This window comes from Nonomuraea sp. B5E05 (genome assembly GCF_039880665.1).
Taxonomy (GTDB): Bacteria; Actinomycetota; Actinomycetes; order Streptosporangiales; family Streptosporangiaceae; genus Nonomuraea.
The window spans coordinates 50,704-67,802 of record NZ_JBDPMJ010000024.1 but is presented as its reverse complement, the minus strand read 5'-3'; the positions used below and the strand labels follow the sequence as shown (position 1 = coordinate 67,802).

The 17,099-nt window shown below is 69.8% G+C and carries 16 protein-coding genes, 1 tRNA gene and 1 other RNA gene; 7 read left to right on the top strand and 11 right to left on the bottom strand.

Translation table 11 applies throughout. From position 1 onward, the window contains the following. Positions 1-960, bottom strand: coding sequence for an LLM class F420-dependent oxidoreductase (locus ABGB01_RS34725; protein WP_347777808.1), 960 nt, complete (start codon positions 958-960; stop codon positions 1-3). 75 nt (positions 961-1,035) lie between these two features. Next, positions 1,036-1,704 (bottom strand): TetR family transcriptional regulator, encoded by a 669-nt coding sequence (locus ABGB01_RS34720; protein WP_347777807.1) that lies wholly within the window; start codon positions 1,702-1,704, stop codon positions 1,036-1,038. A 183-nt stretch (positions 1,705-1,887) separates the two neighbouring features. On the opposite strand from ABGB01_RS34720, the gene ABGB01_RS34715 reads away from it, so the two are divergent. Further along, on the top strand, positions 1,888-2,778 hold the full coding sequence (locus ABGB01_RS34715) for a hypothetical protein (protein WP_347777806.1): 891 nt from the start codon (positions 1,888-1,890) through the stop codon (positions 2,776-2,778). Positions 2,779-2,833: 55 nt separating this feature from the next. Here ABGB01_RS34715 and ABGB01_RS34710 read toward each other — a convergent pair whose 3' ends face one another. The 5 genes from ABGB01_RS34710 to ABGB01_RS34690 all read right to left on the bottom strand — a co-directional run bounded on the left by ABGB01_RS34710 (position 2,834) and on the right by ABGB01_RS34690 (position 6,731). Beyond that, positions 2,834-3,895, bottom strand: coding sequence for an aspartate-semialdehyde dehydrogenase (locus tag ABGB01_RS34710; RefSeq protein ID WP_347777805.1), 1,062 nt, complete (start codon positions 3,893-3,895; stop codon positions 2,834-2,836). Then, the gene (locus tag ABGB01_RS34705) at positions 3,892-5,166 is read right to left on the bottom strand and encodes an aspartate kinase (protein ID WP_347777804.1); all 1,275 of its coding nucleotides are present in this window, start codon (positions 5,164-5,166) and stop codon (positions 3,892-3,894) included. Before ABGB01_RS34705 ends, ABGB01_RS34710 begins: the two co-directional genes overlap by 4 nt. A gap of 88 nt (positions 5,167-5,254) precedes the next feature. Beyond that, entirely contained in the window at positions 5,255-5,785 is a 531-nt protein-coding gene (locus ABGB01_RS34700) for a DUF5063 domain-containing protein (RefSeq protein ID WP_347777803.1), read from the bottom strand. After that, positions 5,778-6,377, bottom strand: a complete 600-nt coding sequence (recR, locus tag ABGB01_RS34695) for a recombination mediator RecR (protein WP_347622999.1) — start codon at positions 6,375-6,377, stop codon at positions 5,778-5,780. Before recR ends, ABGB01_RS34700 begins: the two co-directional genes overlap by 8 nt. Before the next feature lie 3 nt (positions 6,378-6,380). After that, on the bottom strand, positions 6,381-6,731 hold the full coding sequence (locus tag ABGB01_RS34690) for a YbaB/EbfC family nucleoid-associated protein (protein ID WP_171055572.1): 351 nt from the start codon (positions 6,729-6,731) through the stop codon (positions 6,381-6,383). 368 nt (positions 6,732-7,099) lie between these two features. Between ABGB01_RS34690 and ABGB01_RS34685 the strand changes: the two genes are divergently transcribed. After that, on the top strand, positions 7,100-8,524 hold the full coding sequence (locus ABGB01_RS34685) for a GAF domain-containing protein (protein WP_347777802.1): 1,425 nt from the start codon (positions 7,100-7,102) through the stop codon (positions 8,522-8,524). Between the two features lie 42 nt (positions 8,525-8,566). Here ABGB01_RS34685 and ABGB01_RS34680 read toward each other — a convergent pair whose 3' ends face one another. Together ABGB01_RS34680 and ffs are read right to left on the bottom strand one after the other, a co-directional pair. Then, entirely contained in the window at positions 8,567-10,960 is a 2,394-nt protein-coding gene (locus ABGB01_RS34680; protein ID WP_347777801.1) for a DNA polymerase III subunit gamma and tau, read from the bottom strand. A 31-nt stretch (positions 10,961-10,991) separates the two neighbouring features. Further along, positions 10,992-11,087: signal recognition particle sRNA small type (gene ffs, locus ABGB01_RS34675), an RNA gene on the bottom strand. A gap of 98 nt (positions 11,088-11,185) precedes the next feature. Here ffs and ABGB01_RS34670 point away from each other — a divergent pair. Further along, a tRNA-Ser gene (locus ABGB01_RS34670) sits at positions 11,186-11,270 on the top strand. Between the two features lie 307 nt (positions 11,271-11,577). On the opposite strand, the gene ABGB01_RS34665 is transcribed toward ABGB01_RS34670, so the two are convergent. Continuing rightward, positions 11,578-12,417 carry a helix-turn-helix transcriptional regulator gene (locus ABGB01_RS34665; RefSeq protein ID WP_347777800.1) on the bottom strand — a complete coding sequence of 280 codons (840 nt, stop codon included), beginning with the start codon at positions 12,415-12,417 and terminating at the stop codon, positions 11,578-11,580. Between the two features lie 166 nt (positions 12,418-12,583). Here ABGB01_RS34665 and ABGB01_RS34660 point away from each other — a divergent pair, with 166 nt between their 5' ends. From ABGB01_RS34660 to ABGB01_RS34645, 4 genes are all read left to right on the top strand, one after another. Next, positions 12,584-12,994, top strand: coding sequence for a nuclear transport factor 2 family protein (locus ABGB01_RS34660; protein WP_347777799.1), 411 nt, complete (start codon positions 12,584-12,586; stop codon positions 12,992-12,994). Beyond that, positions 12,991-13,857 carry an NAD(P)H-binding protein gene (locus ABGB01_RS34655; protein WP_347777798.1) on the top strand — a complete coding sequence of 289 codons (867 nt, stop codon included), beginning with the start codon at positions 12,991-12,993 and terminating at the stop codon, positions 13,855-13,857. The genes ABGB01_RS34660 and ABGB01_RS34655 overlap by 4 nt, the downstream gene beginning before the upstream one ends. 105 nt (positions 13,858-13,962) lie before the next feature. Next, on the top strand, positions 13,963-14,478 hold the full coding sequence (locus tag ABGB01_RS34650; RefSeq protein ID WP_347777797.1) for a GNAT family N-acetyltransferase: 516 nt from the start codon (positions 13,963-13,965) through the stop codon (positions 14,476-14,478). Between the two features lie 46 nt (positions 14,479-14,524). Continuing rightward, positions 14,525-15,571, top strand: a complete 1,047-nt coding sequence (locus ABGB01_RS34645) for a hypothetical protein (protein WP_347777796.1) — start codon at positions 14,525-14,527, stop codon at positions 15,569-15,571. 28 nt (positions 15,572-15,599) lie between these two features. Here ABGB01_RS34645 and ABGB01_RS34640 read toward each other — a convergent pair whose 3' ends face one another. Next, positions 15,600-17,048 (bottom strand): hypothetical protein, encoded by a 1,449-nt coding sequence (locus ABGB01_RS34640; protein WP_347777795.1) that lies wholly within the window; start codon positions 17,046-17,048, stop codon positions 15,600-15,602. Between the last annotated feature and the right edge of the window lie 51 nt (positions 17,049-17,099).

Below are 17,099 nucleotides of genomic sequence, written 5' to 3'. Positions count from 1 at the left end.
CTACGCCTGGGGAGCCAGGTCGCGCACCGCCTGGTCGATGGAGACCTCGCCGCCGGGGATGGGGGCGAGGACGGGCGTGTCGAGCCCGTTGTCCACGTACTGCTGGATCCTGGCGCGGCAGGTGGCCGCGTCGCCGTGCACGACGAGGTCGTCGACCACCTCGTCGGGGATGGCCTTCAGCGCCGCCTGCCGGTCGCCCGCCGCCCAGGCCTCGTGCATCGGCCGCAACGTCTCGCCGCGCCCCAGCCAGTCGTGGAAGGCGGCGTAGACCGGGACGGTCAGGTAGCCGGCCAGCATTCGCCTGGCCATCTCGCGCACCTGGGCGGCGTCCTCGCTCACGCAGACGAACAGGCGGGCGATCAGCTCGGTGCCGGGGCCGATCTCGGCGCGCACGCGGCGTACGTCCTGCGGGGAGAGCCAGTTGGTGATGGCGCCGTCGGCCTCGGCGGCGGCCAGCCGCAACATGCCCGGCCGCAGCGCCGCCAGCACGATCTTCGGCGGCGCCTTCGGAGCCCGCTCCAGCCGGAACCCCTTGACCTCGAACGTCTCGTACGCCTCCGAGACCTTCTCGCCGGCCAGCGCCCTCTTGAGGAACCGCAGGGTGTCGCGGGTGCGCGCGTACGGCTTGGCGAAGGTGCCGGCGTTCCACCGCTCGACGATGGCCGGGGAGGACGCCCCGATGCCCAGCACGAACCGTTCGGGCGCCAGATCGGCCAGCGTGGCCGCGGACATGGCCAGCAGCCCCGGGCCGCGCGTCGAGACGGGCACGATGGCGCTGCCCAGCCTGATCCCCGGCGCCCACTGCGCGGCCAGCGCCAGCGGCGTGAACCCGTCGACGCCGTTGACCTCGGCCGACCAGGCGTCGGTGTAGCCGAGCCCGGGCAGCTGCGCGATCAGCTCCCGCGACCGCGCGAGCGAGCGGTCGTAGAAGGGAATGGTCATGCCCCACTTCTGCGTCATGCACGGCCTCCGGCTCGGTTCCGCCTGCGGTTGGACGCTGGACGCGTCAACCGTACCAACCGCTCGGTATGGGAGCTAGGCGCGGAGTTCGTGGACCGCCGCGATGAAGTCCTTCGTGATCCCCCGCAGCCCCGGCAGGTGCGACAGCCCGACCAACCGGTCCACCAGCGGCACCGTGACCTCGATCAGCCGGTACGTACGGGCGCACCCCGGCGAGGTGTCGTGCACCCAGAACAGCACCATCCCCATGGACAACAACCACAGCAGCTCGGGCAGCTCCTCACGCAGCTCGGCGTTCATGCGGTCGCGCGACCCCTCGACGACCTGGCGGTAGATCGCGATGGACGCCTCCCGCGCCGGGGACGACTGCTCGCTGAACGGGCTCAGCGGGTTGGTCGGCTCGGCCGCGTGCTTGAAGAACTTCACGGCGAACTCGTGGTAGGGCTCGGAAACGCGTACCCACTCGCGCAGCACCCCGCTCAACCGGGCCGCGAACGCCTCCTCGGTCGCCAGGAACTCCATGCAGGCCTCCTCGTGCTCGGCCTGGGCGCGGTCGTAGTACGCCTGGATCAACGCCTCCTTGCTCTCGAAGTAGTAGTAGGCGTTGCCCACGGACACCCCGGCCTCCGCGGCGATGGCGCGCATGGTGGTCGCGTCGAAGCCGCGCTCCCTGAACAGCCGCAACGCCGTCTCGACGATGAGCTCCCGGGTGCTCTCCGATCCGCGGTTTCGGACTTCGGACACGTTCGTCACTGTACGTCGGGAAACCTGGTTAGGTCATGGAGCCGCACGGTGATCGCCGATCCACGGCAAAGTTGCATCCGCGGCATGAGTTATCTCCTGTGAATGGTGGGATTGTCGTTTCAGGCGGAAGGGCTATTTCCGCGAAAAGGCATCGACATGTGGATACGTGGAACAGTGCGCCTCATGGTAGTCGCGCTCCTCGGCATAGAGATCACCATCATCGCGCTGGCCTCGGCCGCCTCCGCCGCTTCCCACCCCGATGGGGAGCGGACAGGAAGCGGGCCCAACGAGGCCGGGCCCGGCGGGTGGGAGGATCCCCTCCCGCAACCGCTGCGGGCGGCCATGGCGGAGACGCAGTCCAGCGCCTCCGAGAACTGGCCGCTCCCCGCCGGACTCTGGGCGCGCGAGAACATGATGAACCGTGACGATCTGGCGGCCTTGCGAAACTGGCCGCTGGACGACCTGCGGTGGCTCACGGAAGGCAGGCACGTGCCGGACACGACGTACGCGCAGCCGTGGCCGGCCCAGCCGCGGGCGAACCTGTCGCCCGCCGAACGCCGGCCACAGGCCGCCAAGGCACGAAAACGCACCAAGGTGGCCAAGAAGCGCCACACACGGCAGCACAAGGCTCACAAGCGCGCCAGCGTGGACCTGGCACGCGTGATGCCCCGGCAGGCGGCCGCGCAGCTGACCCACGCCACCGCCGCCGGCTGGCTGCGGAGCTCGGGCCTGCGTACGAAGTCGACCGGCAACTGCACGAGCAAGCACCGGCACCACTGCACCTCGTTCGACTCCGTGCGCGCCGGGACCGTCGCCGGCATCATCCAGCTGAAGCGCGAGAGCGGCTGCCCGATCATGGTCACGGGCGGCACGGAGACCGGCCACGCGCCGGGCCAGTACAGCCACGGCAACGGCTACAAGCTGGATATTTCACACAATTCTTGCATCGACCGGCACATCAAGAAGGTCGGCGACCGGGTCGGAGTCCGCAGCGACGGCGCCCGGCTCTACCGATCCGGATCAGGCACCGTCTTCGCCGACGAAGGCGACCACTGGGACATCCTTTTCCGGTGACGTGCCCTGCGGCGGACGCCGTGCGGCACCCACGGCGTCACACCACATCATCCGGTCACTTCTCGGACGCGACCAGCTCGGCGATCTCCGCCGCGTTCAGCGCCGCCCCCTTGCGCAGGTTGTCGCCGCACACGAACAGGTCGAGCGTATTGGGGAAGTCGACCGCCTGGCGGACACGGCCGACATAGGTCGGGTCGTTGCCCACCACGTCGAGCGGCGTCGGAAACACCCCGTTGGCCGGGTCGTCCATGAGGACCACCGTCGGCGCCGCCTCCAGCACACGATGCGCGTCGGCCACCGTGATCTCGCGCTCGAACCGCGCGTGCACGGCCAGCGAGTGAGTCGTGACCACGGGGACGCGCACGCAGGTCGCGGAGACCTTGAGCTCCGGGATGCCGAGGATCTTGCGGGACTCGTTGCGGAGCTTGAGCTCCTCGGAGGCCCAGCCGCCGTCCTTGTAGGAACCGGCCCACGGAACCACGTTGAACGCGATCGGCGCCGGGAACGGTGACTCGCCGGGCAGCTTGTCGGCCAGCACCCCGCTCACGTCGCCGGCCACCTGACCGAGGCTGCGGTCGCCCGCCAGGGCCTCGACCTCGTCGTAGAGCCGCGCGGAACCGGCCACGCCGGCGCCCGACACCGCCTGGTAGGAGGCGACGACCAGCTCGGTGAGCGTGAACTCGGCGTGCAGCGCGCCCATGGCCGCCATCATCGACAACGTCGTGCAGTTGGGCGTGGAGATGATGTTGCGCGGCCGGTTGCGCGCGTCGAGCGGATTGACCTCGGGCACCACCAGCGGCACGTCGGGCTCCATGCGGAACGTGCCCGACTTGTCGATCACCACAGGGCCGCGCGCGGCCGCGATCGGCACCCACTCGGCCGACACCTCGTCGGGCACGTCGAAGATGGCCACGTCGATGCCGTCGAAGACCTCGGGCGCGAGCGCCTGGACCACGACGTCCTCGCCGCGTACGCGCAGGACCTTGCCCGCGGAACGGGCCGAGGCGACGAGACGGATCTCGCCCCAGATGTCCTCACGCGTCGACACGATGTCGCGCATCACGGTGCCCACAGCGCCGGTCGCGCCGATCAGGGCCAGGTTGGGCCTGCTGCTCATCGTCCTGAACCTCCATACACCACGGCTTCGACCTGGTCGGCGTCGAGATCGAACGCACGGTGGGCGGCCGCCACGGCCGCGTCGACACCGTCCTGCCCGACCACCACAGAGATGCGGATCTCCGACGTGGAGATCATCTCGATGTTGACCCCCGCGTCGGCGAGGGCCGCGAAGAACGTCGCCGTGACGCCGGGGTGCGAGCGCATGCCCGCTCCGATCAGCGAAACCTTTCCGATCTGGTCGTCGAAGAGCAGCGACTCGTAACCGATCCGCTCCTGGATCTTCTTCAGCGCCGTCAGCGCGGCCTGGCTGTCGGCCGTGGGCAGCGTGAAGGAGATGTCGGTGCGACCGGTGGCCGCGGCCGAGACGTTCTGCACGATCATGTCGATGTTGATCTCGGCGTCGGCCAGCGTTTTGAAGATCGAGGCAGCCTCGCCGACCTTGTCGGGCACCCCGACAACAGTGATCTTGGCCTCGCTCCGGTCGTGCGCGACGCCGGAGATGATCGGCTGCTCCATCTCGGTTCCTTCGTTGTAAGGGTCGGAGACGACCCACGTGCCTTCCTTGGTGCTGAACGAGCTGCGTACGTGAATCGGCAGGCTGAAGCGGCGAGCATACTCGACGCAGCGCAGGTGCAGGATCTTGGCCCCGCAGGCGGCCATCTCCATCATCTCTTCGTAGGAGATCCTGGGGATCTGCCGCGCCGCGGGCACGATGCGCGGATCGGCGGTGTAGACGCCGTCGACGTCGGTGTAGATCTCGCACACGTCGGCCTCGAGCGCCGCCGCCAGCGCCACCGCCGTGGTGTCGGAGCCACCGCGGCCCAGCGTGGTGATGTCCTTCGTGTCCTGCGAGACACCCTGGAAGCCCGCCACGATCGCGATGTGGCCCTGGTCGATCGCCTCACTGATGCGGCTCGGCGTCACGTCGATGATGCGCGCCTTGCCGTGGGCGGAATTGGTGATCAGACCCGCCTGTGAGCCGGTGAACGAGCGGGCCTCGTGGCCGAGGTTGGCGATCGCCATCGCCAGCAGGGCCATCGAGATGCGCTCGCCCGAGGTCAGCAGCATGTCGAGCTCGCGGCCCGGAGGCAGCGGCGACACCTGCTCGGCCAGATCGAGCAGCTCGTCCGTCGTGTCGCCCATCGCGGAGACGATCACGGCCACGTCGTTGCCGGCTTTTTTCGTCGCGACGATCCGTTGCGCGACCCGCTTGATGCAGGACGCGTCGGCGACGGACGAACCACCGTACTTTTGCACAACGAGGGCCACAAGAAGTCTCCCGGTCTGGACTGTGAGCTGCCAGTCTACTGAAGCCGTCTCATGCGCCCGATGGGCCATGCCACTATGTGGATGATCTTCACACTGTGGTAGTCTCCTCCGCCACGTCGAGCCGCGAGTGCGCGGCCAGCGCCTGCAGCGCCCGCATGGCGGCGCCCGCGTGGTTGCCCCAGGTGTTGAAATAGGAATATTGCCACCACCAGAGCGCCTCGTGCGGGCGGCCCGCGTGATAGTGGCGCAACCCGTGGATGAGGTCGGCGGCGACCGCGGTCAGGTCGTCGGACAGCCGGTAGGGGGTGACCCCCGTGTCCTTGTACGGGTCGAACACCTCGGCGTAGTCGTCGACCGCCTCGAGCCGCTCGGCCAGCGCCGTACGCACGCCGTCGATGTCGGGGTCCTCGCTCATCGGCGGCTCGTAGTTGCCGGAAAGGATCACGTCACGGTTGGCGCCGAGCTTGGCGCCCGCCAGGCTCACCTGGGCGACCTCCACCAGCAGCAGCGACCAGATCGCGTCACCGCCCTCGCCGCCCGCCACCCTCGTCAGCCCGTCGACGTAGTCTTGTGCGTGCCCGGAGATCTCTTGCGCCAGCGCGCTCCACTCGTCAGACATCCAGCAGCCTCCGTCCCTCGAACGCGCGGCCCAAGGTCACCTCGTCGGCATATTCGAGGTCACCGCCCACAGGCAGACCGCTGGCCAGTCGTGTCACTTTCACACCCATCGGCTTGACCAGACGGGCGAGGTAGGTCGCCGTCGCCTCCCCCTCCAGGTTGGGGTCGGTGGCGAGGATGAGCTCGGTGACGCGACCGTCGGCCAGGCGCGTCATGAGCTCACGAATGCGCAGGTCGTCGGGGCCGACACCGTCGATCGGGCTGATCGCGCCACCGAGCACGTGGTAGGTGCCGCGGAACTCGCGCGTCTTCTCGATCGCCACGACGTCCTTGGGCTCCTCGACCACGCAGATCACGTGGGTGTCGCGGCGCGCGTCGCGGCAGATGCGGCACTCCTCCTCGGAGGCCACGTTTCCGCACGTGCGGCAGAAGCGGACCTTCTCCTTGACCTCCAGCAACGCGTGCGCCAGCCGTTTGACATCGGCCGGGTCGGCCGCCAGCAGGTGGAACGCGATCCGTTGCGCGCTCTTGGGACCGACACCGGGCAACAACCCCAGCTCGTCGATCAGATTCTGGACGACCCCTTCGTACATGGCCTAGAACCCTGGCAACTGTCCGAGGCCGCCGCCGCCCAGCCCCTGGGCGAGCGGGCCGAGCTTTTCCTGCTGCAGATCGGCGGCCGCGCGCACGGCGTCGCGGACGGCCGCGATCACCAGGTCGGCGATCGTGTCAGCGGTGTCCTGCGCGTCGCCGGCGTCGATCACGCTCGGGTCGATCTTGAGCTCGAGCAGCTCGCCCGAGCCGTTGACGACGGCGGTGACCATGCCGCCGCCTGCTGAGCCCTCGATCTGCGCATCGTTGAGCTCCTGCTGGGCGCTCACAAGCTGCTGCTGCATGAGCTGTGCCTGCTCCAGCAGCTGCTGCAGGTTGACATCCCCTGGGTTCACCGTCGTGCGCTCCTCGTGGCTCCGCGTTCTTGACTGCCACGAGCCTACGGTGTTTGGGCGGCGTCATGTACTGGTGGCGTCCCCATGTTTCGTCCCAGGGCCTCTGCCCGGATGATCCGCTCGCCGTCCGGCGTGTCCCCTGCCGGGTGTTCACTGCTGCTTCGAACGAGTCCGGCCGGGTCTCAGGCCCCCCTCCAGCGTCCGAGACCCGGCCTCACGCCGGCGAACCGACGCGCTGGCCGGGAACGCTATTGGGGCGAACGTTGCGCACAGGTTGCGTCTATCTGATCACTCTGTGCAATCCTCACGAACGGGTTGCGCGAAGGGCCTTCAAGACGGATAGTCAAGCTGACTACTTGGAGTGACCGATGAGTTACGCCCATCTCGACGAATACTCCCACGCCCTACGCGGGGCACACGAAACGGTGGCGACCGGCCAGGACTGGCCGGAATCTCCACGCCGTCTGATCGCAGCATCGTGGCGTCGCTCCCTCGAAGCCGACATCGACCCGGAGAGGCTGAACGCGCCCTCCGTCTTAGACCCCTCCCACATCGAGGATGTCCGCCAGGCCCACCCGCTGCGGCCCCTCCTCCCCCTCCTCGTCCAAACCCTGTCCGGCCTGGCCGACGAGATCGACCACGTGATGGTCGTCACCGACGACAACGGGCGCGTGTTGTGGCGGCGGGGCAACCCGGCCGTCATCCGCCGCGCCGACCAGATCGGTCTCGCCGACGGCCACCAGTGGGCCGAGCACAACGTCGGCACCAACGGCATCGGCACCGCCCTCGCGATCCGCCGGCCCATGCACGTCTACTCCGAGGAGCACCTCATGCGCGTGCTCCACGTCTGGTCGTGCAGCGCCGCCCCGATCAGCGACCCCGACTCCGGCCAGATCATCGGCTGCGTCGACGTCAGCGGCACCGCCCGCACCCTTCACCCCGCCACCGTCGCCCTGGTCGCCGCCACGGCCAAGCTCGCCGAATCCCAGCTCGCCCTGCGCATGCACGAACGCGACGAACACCTCCGGCGCCGCTACGAAGCACTGCGCGGGCGGCCCGGCATCCTGCTGTCGTCCACCGGCCGCGTCATCTCCGGCGACCCGTCCGGCTGCCTGGGCGAGCGCATCCCCCTCGGCAGCCAGACCCAGCGCATGCTCCTCAAAGACGGCTCCGTCGCCCTGATGGAGCCCTTCTCGAGCGGCTTCCTCCTGCTGCCCTCGCCGGCCACCACGCCGCCGACCCTGACCATGACGTTCCTCGGAGAAGGCACGCCCACCGCCACCTTCGACGACCGCGAACGCCCTCTGTCGCTCCGGCACGCCGAACTCCTCGCCCTCCTCGCGCTCCACCCCCACGGGCTGACGGCCGAGCAACTGTCGTTCCTTCTCTACGGCGACGACGGCAACCCCGTGACGATCAGGGCGGAGATCCACCGGCTGCGAGCCCAGTTCGGGAACGCGATCGCGGCCAAACCGTACCGGCTGACCTGCCCGATCGAGGCCGACTTCCTGGAGTTGCGCCGCCACCTCGCCGCGGGCGACCCGGCCTCGCTGGCCCGCGCCTACCGCGGCCCCCTGCTGCTGCGCTCGGAGTCACCGGAGATCCGCAGGGAACGCGACGAGCTGGAGGCCCAGGTGCGCGCCTGCCTGCTTCGGCGCGGCACACCCGGCGACCTTTGGACGTACGCGCAGACCTGCAACGGGCGCGACGACTACGAGGTGCTCGAACGCCTCGCCGCTCTGCCCCCCACCGACTCCCGCTCCGCCGCCGCCCGCGCCCGGCTCCTCCTCTGACCCCCCGTTCGGCGGGTCAGCCGTCTGTGCGCAGAGGTGCGGTCAGGTGTGGTCGATCTCACCGATCACCTGGGCGCCGAGCTCGCGCTGCAGCAGCACCATGCCCGAGACCGAGTCCACATCGGCGTCCGCGTCGTTGAGCGGGTCGACCTCGTCGGCGTCCGGGCCCTTGGAGCGGCCGGGGATCGCGTCCGGCCACGCCGTGGCCCCGCCTCGGGAAGCGCCGCCGCCACGGGGGGAAGGGACGCGAGGACCGGCCTGCGCGGCCGCCTTGGCCGCTGACCGAGCGGCGGCCAGCCCGGCGCCCGCCGGCTGGGCGGCTGCGACCGTACGGGTGGGGTCGGGGGACGGAGGCGCGCCGGGGGCGAGGTCGTCAGGGGCGTCCGGCCACGACTCGTCGGTGGTCGGAGGGCCGGGAAGGGCGGAGGAGGGGCCTGCCGGAGGTTGGCCGGGATCCTGCGCCGCGGCTTCCTGGTCGTCGTGGGAGGCGCCGTTGGACGAGCCGTGGGATGCGCCGTGTGATGCTGTACGGCCCTGGGAGCCCGGCGTGCCGTGGGGCGCGGCGGGTGCGGCCTGCGCACCCTGCGGACCGGTCGGCCCCTGGCCACCGCCATGAGCGGGCTGCTGCGGACGTGCGGGACCGCGCGGAGCGGACGGGACAGGGGACCCGCCCACGACCGCTTCGACCCGCCACGTGCCACCCAGCACGTCGCCGAGCGCAGCGGCCACGACGGCGTCCTTGCCGCCGCCCGTGAAGTTCTTCATCGCACCGACCTGGGTGAAGCCGAGCGTCACCAGGTTGCCCTCCACGCCGACCACCTGGGCGTTGGTGCTCACGTTGGCCCAGACGACGATGCTGCGCTGCTTGAGAGCGGCCAGTACGGTGGCCCACTGCGCCTGGATCGCGCCCGGCCCCCCTACGGCGGGAGCGCCCGGGGCCGGAGCGTCCTGGGAACCGTCCCCGGCACCGGCTGACGGCTGGGCGGCGCCACCGCCGGACGCCTCGCTCTCTGCCTGGGGACCGGCCTGTTGCCCTCCACCCGCACCGGGACGAACGGGTGTAGGCCAGTCATCCCCGGCATTCGGCGAGGGGGCGGACGGCTGAGCCACCTCTGTACCGCCCTCGCCGACAGGCGAGGCGGCGACCCGACCGTGGCCCGCGACCTCGGGGACACCGGGGCCCGCCGGCGTGGCAGGACCCGCGGACGTACCGGAACCGCCGGAAATGCCGGAACCCGCCGGCGGAGTCGCTGCGGCTCGGGCGGCCATCTGGGCGACCGCGCCGCCGCGTTCGAGGCGTTCGAGCCGGGCGAGCAGCGCCTCCTCACCCTGCGCCGCACCAGGCAGCAGGACCCGCGCGCACACCAGCTCCAGCAGCAGGCGCGGCGAGGTGGCGCCACGCATCTCGGTCAGACCGGCGTTGAACACCTCGGCGGCGCGCGTGAGCTCGGCCGGCCCCATAGAGGCGGCCTGCTGGGCGAGACGCTCCAGCTCGTCGGCCGGCCGGTCGAGCAACCCGCTCGACGCCGCCTCGGGAACGTTGGCCAGAATCACCAGGTCGCGGAAGCGTTCGAGCAGGTCGGAGGCGAAGCGGCGTGGATCGTGGCCGCCCTCGATGACCCGGTTGACCGTGTGGAACACCTGGCCGCCGTCACGGGCCGCGAACGCGTTGACGACCTCGTCGAGCAGGTCGCCGTCGGTGTAGCCGAGCAGGGAGACGGCCTTGGCGTAGGTGATGCCGTCGTCGTCGGCCCCGGCGAGGAGCTGGTCGAGGATCGAGAGCGAGTCACGCGCGGACCCCGCGCCCGCCCTGACGACCAGCGGCAGCGCGGTCGGCTCGAAGGGCACGCTCTCCGAGGTGAGGATCTCCTCCAGCAACGCGCGCAACGTCGCGGGCGGCATCAGCCGGAACGGGTAGTGGTGCGTGCGCGACTTGATCGTACCGATGACCTTTTCCGGCTCGGTCGTCGCGAAGATGAACTTCAGGTGCGGCGGAGGCTCCTCGACGAGCTTGAGCAGCGCATTGAACCCCTCGCGGGTCACCATGTGCGCCTCGTCGATGATGTAGATCTTGTAGCGCGCGGAGACGGGGGCGAAGAACGCCCGCTCACGCAGGTCACGCGCGTCGTCGACACCACCGTGCGAGGCCGCGTCGATCTCGATGACGTCGAGGTGGCCCGGGCCAGTGGGGGCGAGCGCGACACACGACTCGCAGGCGCCGCAGGGGTCGGGCGTCGGACCCTGCTCGCAGTTGAGAGAGCGCGCCAGGATGCGGGCGCTGGAGGTCTTACCGCATCCACGCGGGCCGCTGAACAGGTAGGCGTGGTTGATCCGGCCCGTACGCAGGGCCTGTCGCAGCGGATCTGTGACGTGTTCCTGACCCTTGACCTCGGCGAAGGTCCCGGGTCGGTACTTGCGGTAAAGCGCAAGGCTCATGCGACCATCCCGCCTGCGAGGGGGCTCTCAACGAAGAGACCCCCCGCACACCCGCCAGAGCCCGCTTATCCTTGCTGCCTTCCGGCCCTGGGGAGGTTCACAGGATGACGCCGCGCGAGGGGTCCGTTGACAGTCTAGCCGCATGCCGCAGTGCTCGCTCCATCCCCGCAGGCTCGGAGAAAAACGTGGTCTCCGTACCCCTCGGAGTCAGGTAAGCTCGTCCGCGGAGGATTCGCCTAGTGGCCGAGGGCGCACGCTTGGAAAGCGTGTAAAGGGCAACCTTTCGGGGGTTCAAATCCCCCATCCTCCGCGCCTGGTTGAGGCAGTAAACGCGAAGGGGCCGACCCCATCCAAGTCGGCCCCTTCGTCGTGTCCGGCCTCAGTTCTGGTCTCCGCTACGCGGAAGGACCGCCGGCTTGGGTGCGCACCCTCCCCCGTTGCAGGCCCTCGGTGCGGTGATCGCGCACCCGGCGGAGACGCTCGGCTCGGCAGGCCAGTGGGAACAGATGTTTGCCATCGAGGTGCTGGTCGCAGGCGGCCCCGGTGCTGACCTTGCCCGGTGTTCATGAAACGTCCTTCGACGGTGCCCTGACCGGCTCCGTCTGCAGGTCTCCATCTCACGCGTCTCGGGTGCCGACGCGGGCGAGCGCGGCGGCGCTCGGGCTGCCAGGTTGCGCGGTGTAGATCACCAGGTGCACGTCGGTGCCGGGCAGGAGCAGGGTCTGGCAGTCCAGGTCGAGCTCGCCCAGATCGGGGTGGCGTAGGCGCTTGCGCAGCGCGGATATGGGTTGTACATCATGGTTGCGCCAGCTGGCGGCGAAGTCGGGACTGTGCGCGGCAAACTCGTTGACGAGCTCGGCGAGCACTCGTTCGGCGGGGTGGCGAGCGCTGGCCGCGCGCAACCGGGCGGCGGACTGCCGGGCGAACTCCCCCTCCGCTCCGGCCGGTGCCGAGCAGACGGTGCCGCCCAGCCGGATGGACAACCGCACGGTGTTGCGCTCCTCGGCGGACAGTAGCCCGAAGTCGGTGATCAACTCGGCGGCCGCGCTGTTCCAGGCCACGATGTCCTGTCGCTCGTCGGCCAGATAGGCGGGTATCGGCCCGAGCCCGTCCAGCAGCCGGCGAGCGTCAGCTGGCACGGGCGCCCGCCCAGCGTCCGTGTCCGGCGGGACCTGCCCGGCCAGCCGGGCCAGGTGCTCGCGCTCCGCGGCGGTGAGCCGCAGCGCCGTGCCCAGCGCGGCCAGCACCTGCGGGGACGGACGCGGTGCGCGGGCCTGCTCCAGCCGTTCGTAGTAGCTGTTCGACACCCCGGCCAGTGCGGCCACCTCTTCGCGGCGCAGCCCGGGAGTGCGCCGGGCACGCCGGCCCGGCGGGTGGATGGCCGTGGCCGGCATCTGATCCGGGCGCAGCGCCTCTCGCCGGCGGCGGATGAAGTCGGCCAGCTCCCCTCTGCTCACCCTCCCAGACTGGCACAGCGGCGCCCGGCTTAGCCCCGCACCAGTGGTCCGGGGCTCAACCGGCCGTTCCTCGCCGGGGGCCAGGCGGCGAGTCTGGCATGGCCACACCCCGCCGAGACCCTGGAGGTTCAGCGTGCCACGCACCCCTGAGGAGACATTCCGCCGGTTGCTTGATCTGTTGCTGGCCAAGGACATGGATGCCATCGCCGAACTGTGGGCGGAGCACGGCACCGCCGAGTTCCCGTTCGCTGTGGGCGACTCGCCGCGGCGGCTGTCCGGGCGTGAGGAGGTCCGTGGTTATCTGGCCGGCTACCCGGAACGGATGGACGTGCGAGCGATACCGGCCCTCGTCGTGCATCACCTGGAACAGCCGGACACCATCGTGGTGGAGTTCACCGCGCACGGGCGTACGGTGCGCACCGGCGAGCCCTACCGGCTGGACTACGTCACGGTGATCACCGTCCAGGACGGTCTGATCACCCGCTACCGGGACTACTGGAGCCCGCTGGCCGCCGCTTCTGCGGCCGGGACACTGCCCGAGCTGCTCGGCTCGCTGCACGCCGGGAACGCCCGATGACCGGCGTGCTGGTCACCGGCGGCACCGGGAAGACCGGGAGAGCGCTGGCAGCACTGCTGCGCGGCAACGGCGTGCCGGTCCGCGTGGCCGGCCGCAACCCGTCCGCCGGTGATCCGGACGCGGTTCGCTTCGACTGGGGTGACCCCGCCACCCATCCGGCCGCGCTGCGCGGGATGGACCGGGTCTATGTGGTGCCTCCGGTGAACGCCGTGAACCCGCTGCCGCTGGTCGGTCCGTTCCTCGACGAGGCGGAACGGCTCGGCGTGCGCCGAGTGGTGCTGCTCGGCTCCGCCATCGTGTTGCCGAACGCCCCCGGTGCGCTGGAACTGGCCGCGCGGGTACGGGCCCGGCCCGGGTGGGTCGTGCTGCGCCCATCCGGGTTCATGCAGAACTTCCTTCGCCCGCACCCGTTGGGTGAGCGGATCCGGCGGCATGGCGAGATCCGCACCGCCGCCGGTGTCGGCCGGCTGGGCTGGATCGACACGCGGGACATCGCGGCCGCCGCCTCCGCCCTGCTGATCGATCGCGGCGCCAGGCTCGGCGACCAGCGAGACTACCTGCTCACCGGGCCGAAGGCGTTGAGCTACCAGGATGCGGCGGCGATCATCACCGCCCGCACCGGCCGGCCGATCCGGGTGCTGCACATCGAAGCCGACGAGCTGGCGGGCAGCTACCGGGCCGCCGGCATGCCGGCCGACTTCGCCGCCGCGCTCGCCGCCGTGGACGCCGGTATCAGCGCCGGCCGGGACGATCTGGTCAGCACCGCGGTGCTGGACCTGACCGGCCGGCCACCCCGCGGCTTCGACGAGTTCGCCCGGGACCACGCGTCCGAGTGGGCGAACGGTGCGGTGCCCGAGCGTTGACCGGCGGTACCAGCCGGGATCCCCGCAGGCCGGCCGGCGCCGCCTGCTTGACGTGCAGGCCCTCCGGTGAAGGGTGCTCTCCCGTGCCTCTGTAGTGTCGAAGCCATGCCCGATGTGATCACGGTCCATCCTGCGAAACCCGGTGACGGGGACATCCTCGGCGAGATCCACGCCCTGTCCTGGGATGTCTCCCACGGGCCGTTCTGCACGCCGAAGATCGCCGCCGCCGGAGTCGAGGAGCGGCGCACCAAGTGGCACGGCATTCTGGCGGAGGACGCGGACTCGATCCTGCTGGCGCGCCTGAACGATCGGCCGGGGGCCTTCGCCCGGTTCGGGGCCTCCACTTCCCGCCCCGGCATGGCGGAGATCCATACCTTCTTCGCCCACCCGGACGTCTGGGGCAGCGGCATCGCGAAGGTCCTGTTGATGGCCGTCCTGGACCGAGTGCGAGACGGCGGTTACGACGACGTGCATCTGTGGACGCTCCGCGACTCCGCCCAAGCGCGCCGCTTCTACGCCAAGAACGGCTTCTCCGAGACCGGCAGGACCCACGACCACGAATTCGACGAAGGTCCCCCGCTGGCCCTCGTTGAGTTGGAGCGAGCGGTTCCCGGCCGCTGAAACGCTCGATCGGCGGCTTCCTCGTGGCTCGTCTATGGTCCCCTCCGTGGAGGACCTGTTCGGCGGCGCTGCACCGTACTACGCCAGACACCGCCCCGGCTACGGCCATGACGCCGGCGGGTTCGGTGAACCGGTGGCGGGCGGGCAACGTCATCAACGTGTGAAACCTCTCCCTTGGGTCATCGCCCTGGCGGCGGTCCTGCTGCTCGCCACGGTCGTCCTGGTTTCCGGCAGGCTCGGTGAGCCTGCGCCTTCGGTGCCGGCCTCATGTCCCCAACGTTGGGACAGCGACGAGATCGGCCACTGGGTGCCGGCTGCCGCCGACGTCGACGGGGTTGAGGACTCTCTGGTGCCCGGTACGCCCATGAGCGCGTTGATCTGCGCCTACCCGGGGCAGAACTCGGATCCGGGTGGGGAGCCACTTGCCGGAGCGCGGATGTTGACCGATCAGGCCAGGTCGATGGCCTACGACCTGGGCTATCTTCCGGTCACCACCGATCGCGTCGAAAAGATGTGCACTTTGGTGGGCGGGCCGATGACCAACTACCTCGTCCGGTTCGCCTATCCCGATGGCCAGGCGCTGTGGGTGGGCAGCGCGGAGGAAGTCAACTCCTGCGTGACGACCACCAACGGCACGGTCGTCAGCGATTCCTACGTCGGGCGCGGCATCACCGCTGCCTACCGCACCGGGACCTGGGCGCCCCTCCCGCCGAAGAACATCTGCGACCCGGCGACCGGACGGCGAGGGCAGAATGAGCGGATGGTGCCCGATGGGGCGATCAAGGTGCTGGTCTGCCGTGATGAACAGCGTGGGGGCTTCACTCCCCGCGGGCTGGAGCACGGGGAGCAGCGGGCGCGCGAGCTGGCAGCGGAGCTGAACTCGCTGGACCCCGAACCGGGCGAGAACACGTGCAGGGAAGTCGGCGATGGAAAACGGGAGTTGTTTCTGCTGCACTTCGGCTATGCGGAGGGACCGCCGGCTTGGGTGCGGATCCTTCCCCGTTGCCGTCCCTCGGCGAACAACGGGCTGCTTGCGGGGAACGTGGACGATGTGCTTCTTGACCGGATAGCTCGGCTGGCGCCGCCCGCCTGAGCGCGCACGATCCGATCGAAGATGCTTCTCAACGCACTCGGTCATGGAGGTCATGAGACCTCCCACGTACGCGAGGCCTGGGCAGCGCCGCGATGATCCCGGCGAGCACGGGCAGACCGGCGACCAGGGTGGCGACCGCCCACCACGGGGTTTCGAAGGACACCCGAGGCGGCACCTCCCAGTCGATCGAGGTCGTGCTCGGCCACGCCACGAGCAGTCCGATGACACAGCCCGCGGCCGCCCCGAGCGCTGTTCCGCAGAACATGCTCAATGCTGAGCGACTCGCGGCGAACATCCGCAGGGTCAGGCCCGAACCGTTGCCGACGCGCAGCAGCACCCGTCTCGACCGGCTTCCGGCGCCTGCCCGGCCACCCGCCACCAGCGCGCTGGCGAGCGCTACGACGATCGCCGCCGCGACCACGCCCATCCATCCGGCCGATTCCTGGAACCCTCGCTCGACGTAGGCACCCTCCCCATCACCCAGTCGCCGGTTGATGCGGTCCTGCTCGGCCTGCGTCGTCCGATGGGCGGAGGGGTCGACGATCAGTTTGTCCGGCTCCGGGCGAAGACCCAGATCCTTTATGATCTTCGTCGGGATGAAGACCTCGTTGAGGTGCGGGTCGGAGGATCTGACCGCGACCGCGGGGAAGGCCTTGTGCCGGTCCTTGTTTTCGGTGGGCAAGGAGTAGGAAAGCGTCACCGTGTCGACCTGTATGTCATCAGGCGTGACCACCACGACTGTGCCCTCGTCGTACGGTGTGGCCGGATTCCCCGTGAGATAGCGCAGGAGCGCCTGATCACCGATGGAACCCGGCGGATCGACGCTTTCCACGTCCGGGAGGTCCACGTCCTTGACGTCCAGACTGAAATATTCGCGGCGGAACAGAACATCTTTCTGAACGATGGGCACTCCGGGCAGTTCCTGCTGAATGACCGCCCGTGAACCTGTCGCGCCTTCCTCCCAGGCGTTCACGACGAGGGCGCCAGGGCGAGCCTGGGGGTGGTAGTGAGCCCTGCTCTGTGCCGTCGTGGCGACCGCGACGATCAGAAAAGCCACCGCGAAGGCCGTCGTCACCATCGTGATCGCGATCGGAGCAGCGGTACGGAGGTTGTTACGGGCCAGGTCACGGGCGGCCAACCGGATCACCGGCGACAGCCGGGCGGTGCGCCGCCGCAGAATGTCGAGCAGTTGCGGAGTGAACGGCCCCAACCCGGTGAGAAACAGCGACCCTCCGATGATGGCCGCCAAGGACTGCATAGCGGATCCGAAGTCGTCATAATGCTCGTCCTCGCGTGTTGACCAGGCGATGAGGGCCATCACCAGAAGGCCGGCGAACGCCAGGGCCGCCCCCCACAGCAGGAGCCGTGACCTCACATGGGCGCGCCGAGCCGACTCGGACGCGAAGACCACCGAGCCGCACACCAACGCCACGGGAATAGCGAGGATGACGCATAAGATCACTAAGCCCATGAGCATGTGGGAATGGTAGGCGGGCATCGGTCTCAAGCCGGATAAGATCCGCCACTC

What these genes read in the sequence shown, in the direction of transcription:
- ABGB01_RS34685 (WP_347777802.1), top strand. Translation starts at nt 7,100, where the DNA reads ATGAGTTACGCCCATCTCGACGAATACTCCCACGCCCTACGCGGGGCA.
- ABGB01_RS34725 (WP_347777808.1), bottom strand. Translation starts at nt 960, where the DNA reads ATGACGCAGAAGTGGGGCATGACCATTCCCTTCTACGACCGCTCGCTC.
- ABGB01_RS34710 (WP_347777805.1), bottom strand. Translation starts at nt 3,895, where the DNA reads ATGAGCAGCAGGCCCAACCTGGCCCTGATCGGCGCGACCGGCGCTGTG.
- ABGB01_RS34640 (WP_347777795.1), bottom strand. Translation starts at nt 17,048, where the DNA reads ATGCTCATGGGCTTAGTGATCTTATGCGTCATCCTCGCTATTCCCGTG.
- ABGB01_RS34655 (WP_347777798.1), top strand. Translation starts at nt 12,991, where the DNA reads ATGACCGGCGTGCTGGTCACCGGCGGCACCGGGAAGACCGGGAGAGCG.
- recR (WP_347622999.1), bottom strand. Translation starts at nt 6,377, where the DNA reads ATGTACGAAGGGGTCGTCCAGAATCTGATCGACGAGCTGGGGTTGTTG.
- ABGB01_RS34650 (WP_347777797.1), top strand. Translation starts at nt 13,963, where the DNA reads ATGCCCGATGTGATCACGGTCCATCCTGCGAAACCCGGTGACGGGGAC.
- ABGB01_RS34680 (WP_347777801.1), bottom strand. Translation starts at nt 10,960, where the DNA reads ATGAGCCTTGCGCTTTACCGCAAGTACCGACCCGGGACCTTCGCCGAG.
- ABGB01_RS34700 (WP_347777803.1), bottom strand. Translation starts at nt 5,785, where the DNA reads ATGTCTGACGAGTGGAGCGCGCTGGCGCAAGAGATCTCCGGGCACGCA.
- ABGB01_RS34715 (WP_347777806.1), top strand. Translation starts at nt 1,888, where the DNA reads ATGGTAGTCGCGCTCCTCGGCATAGAGATCACCATCATCGCGCTGGCC.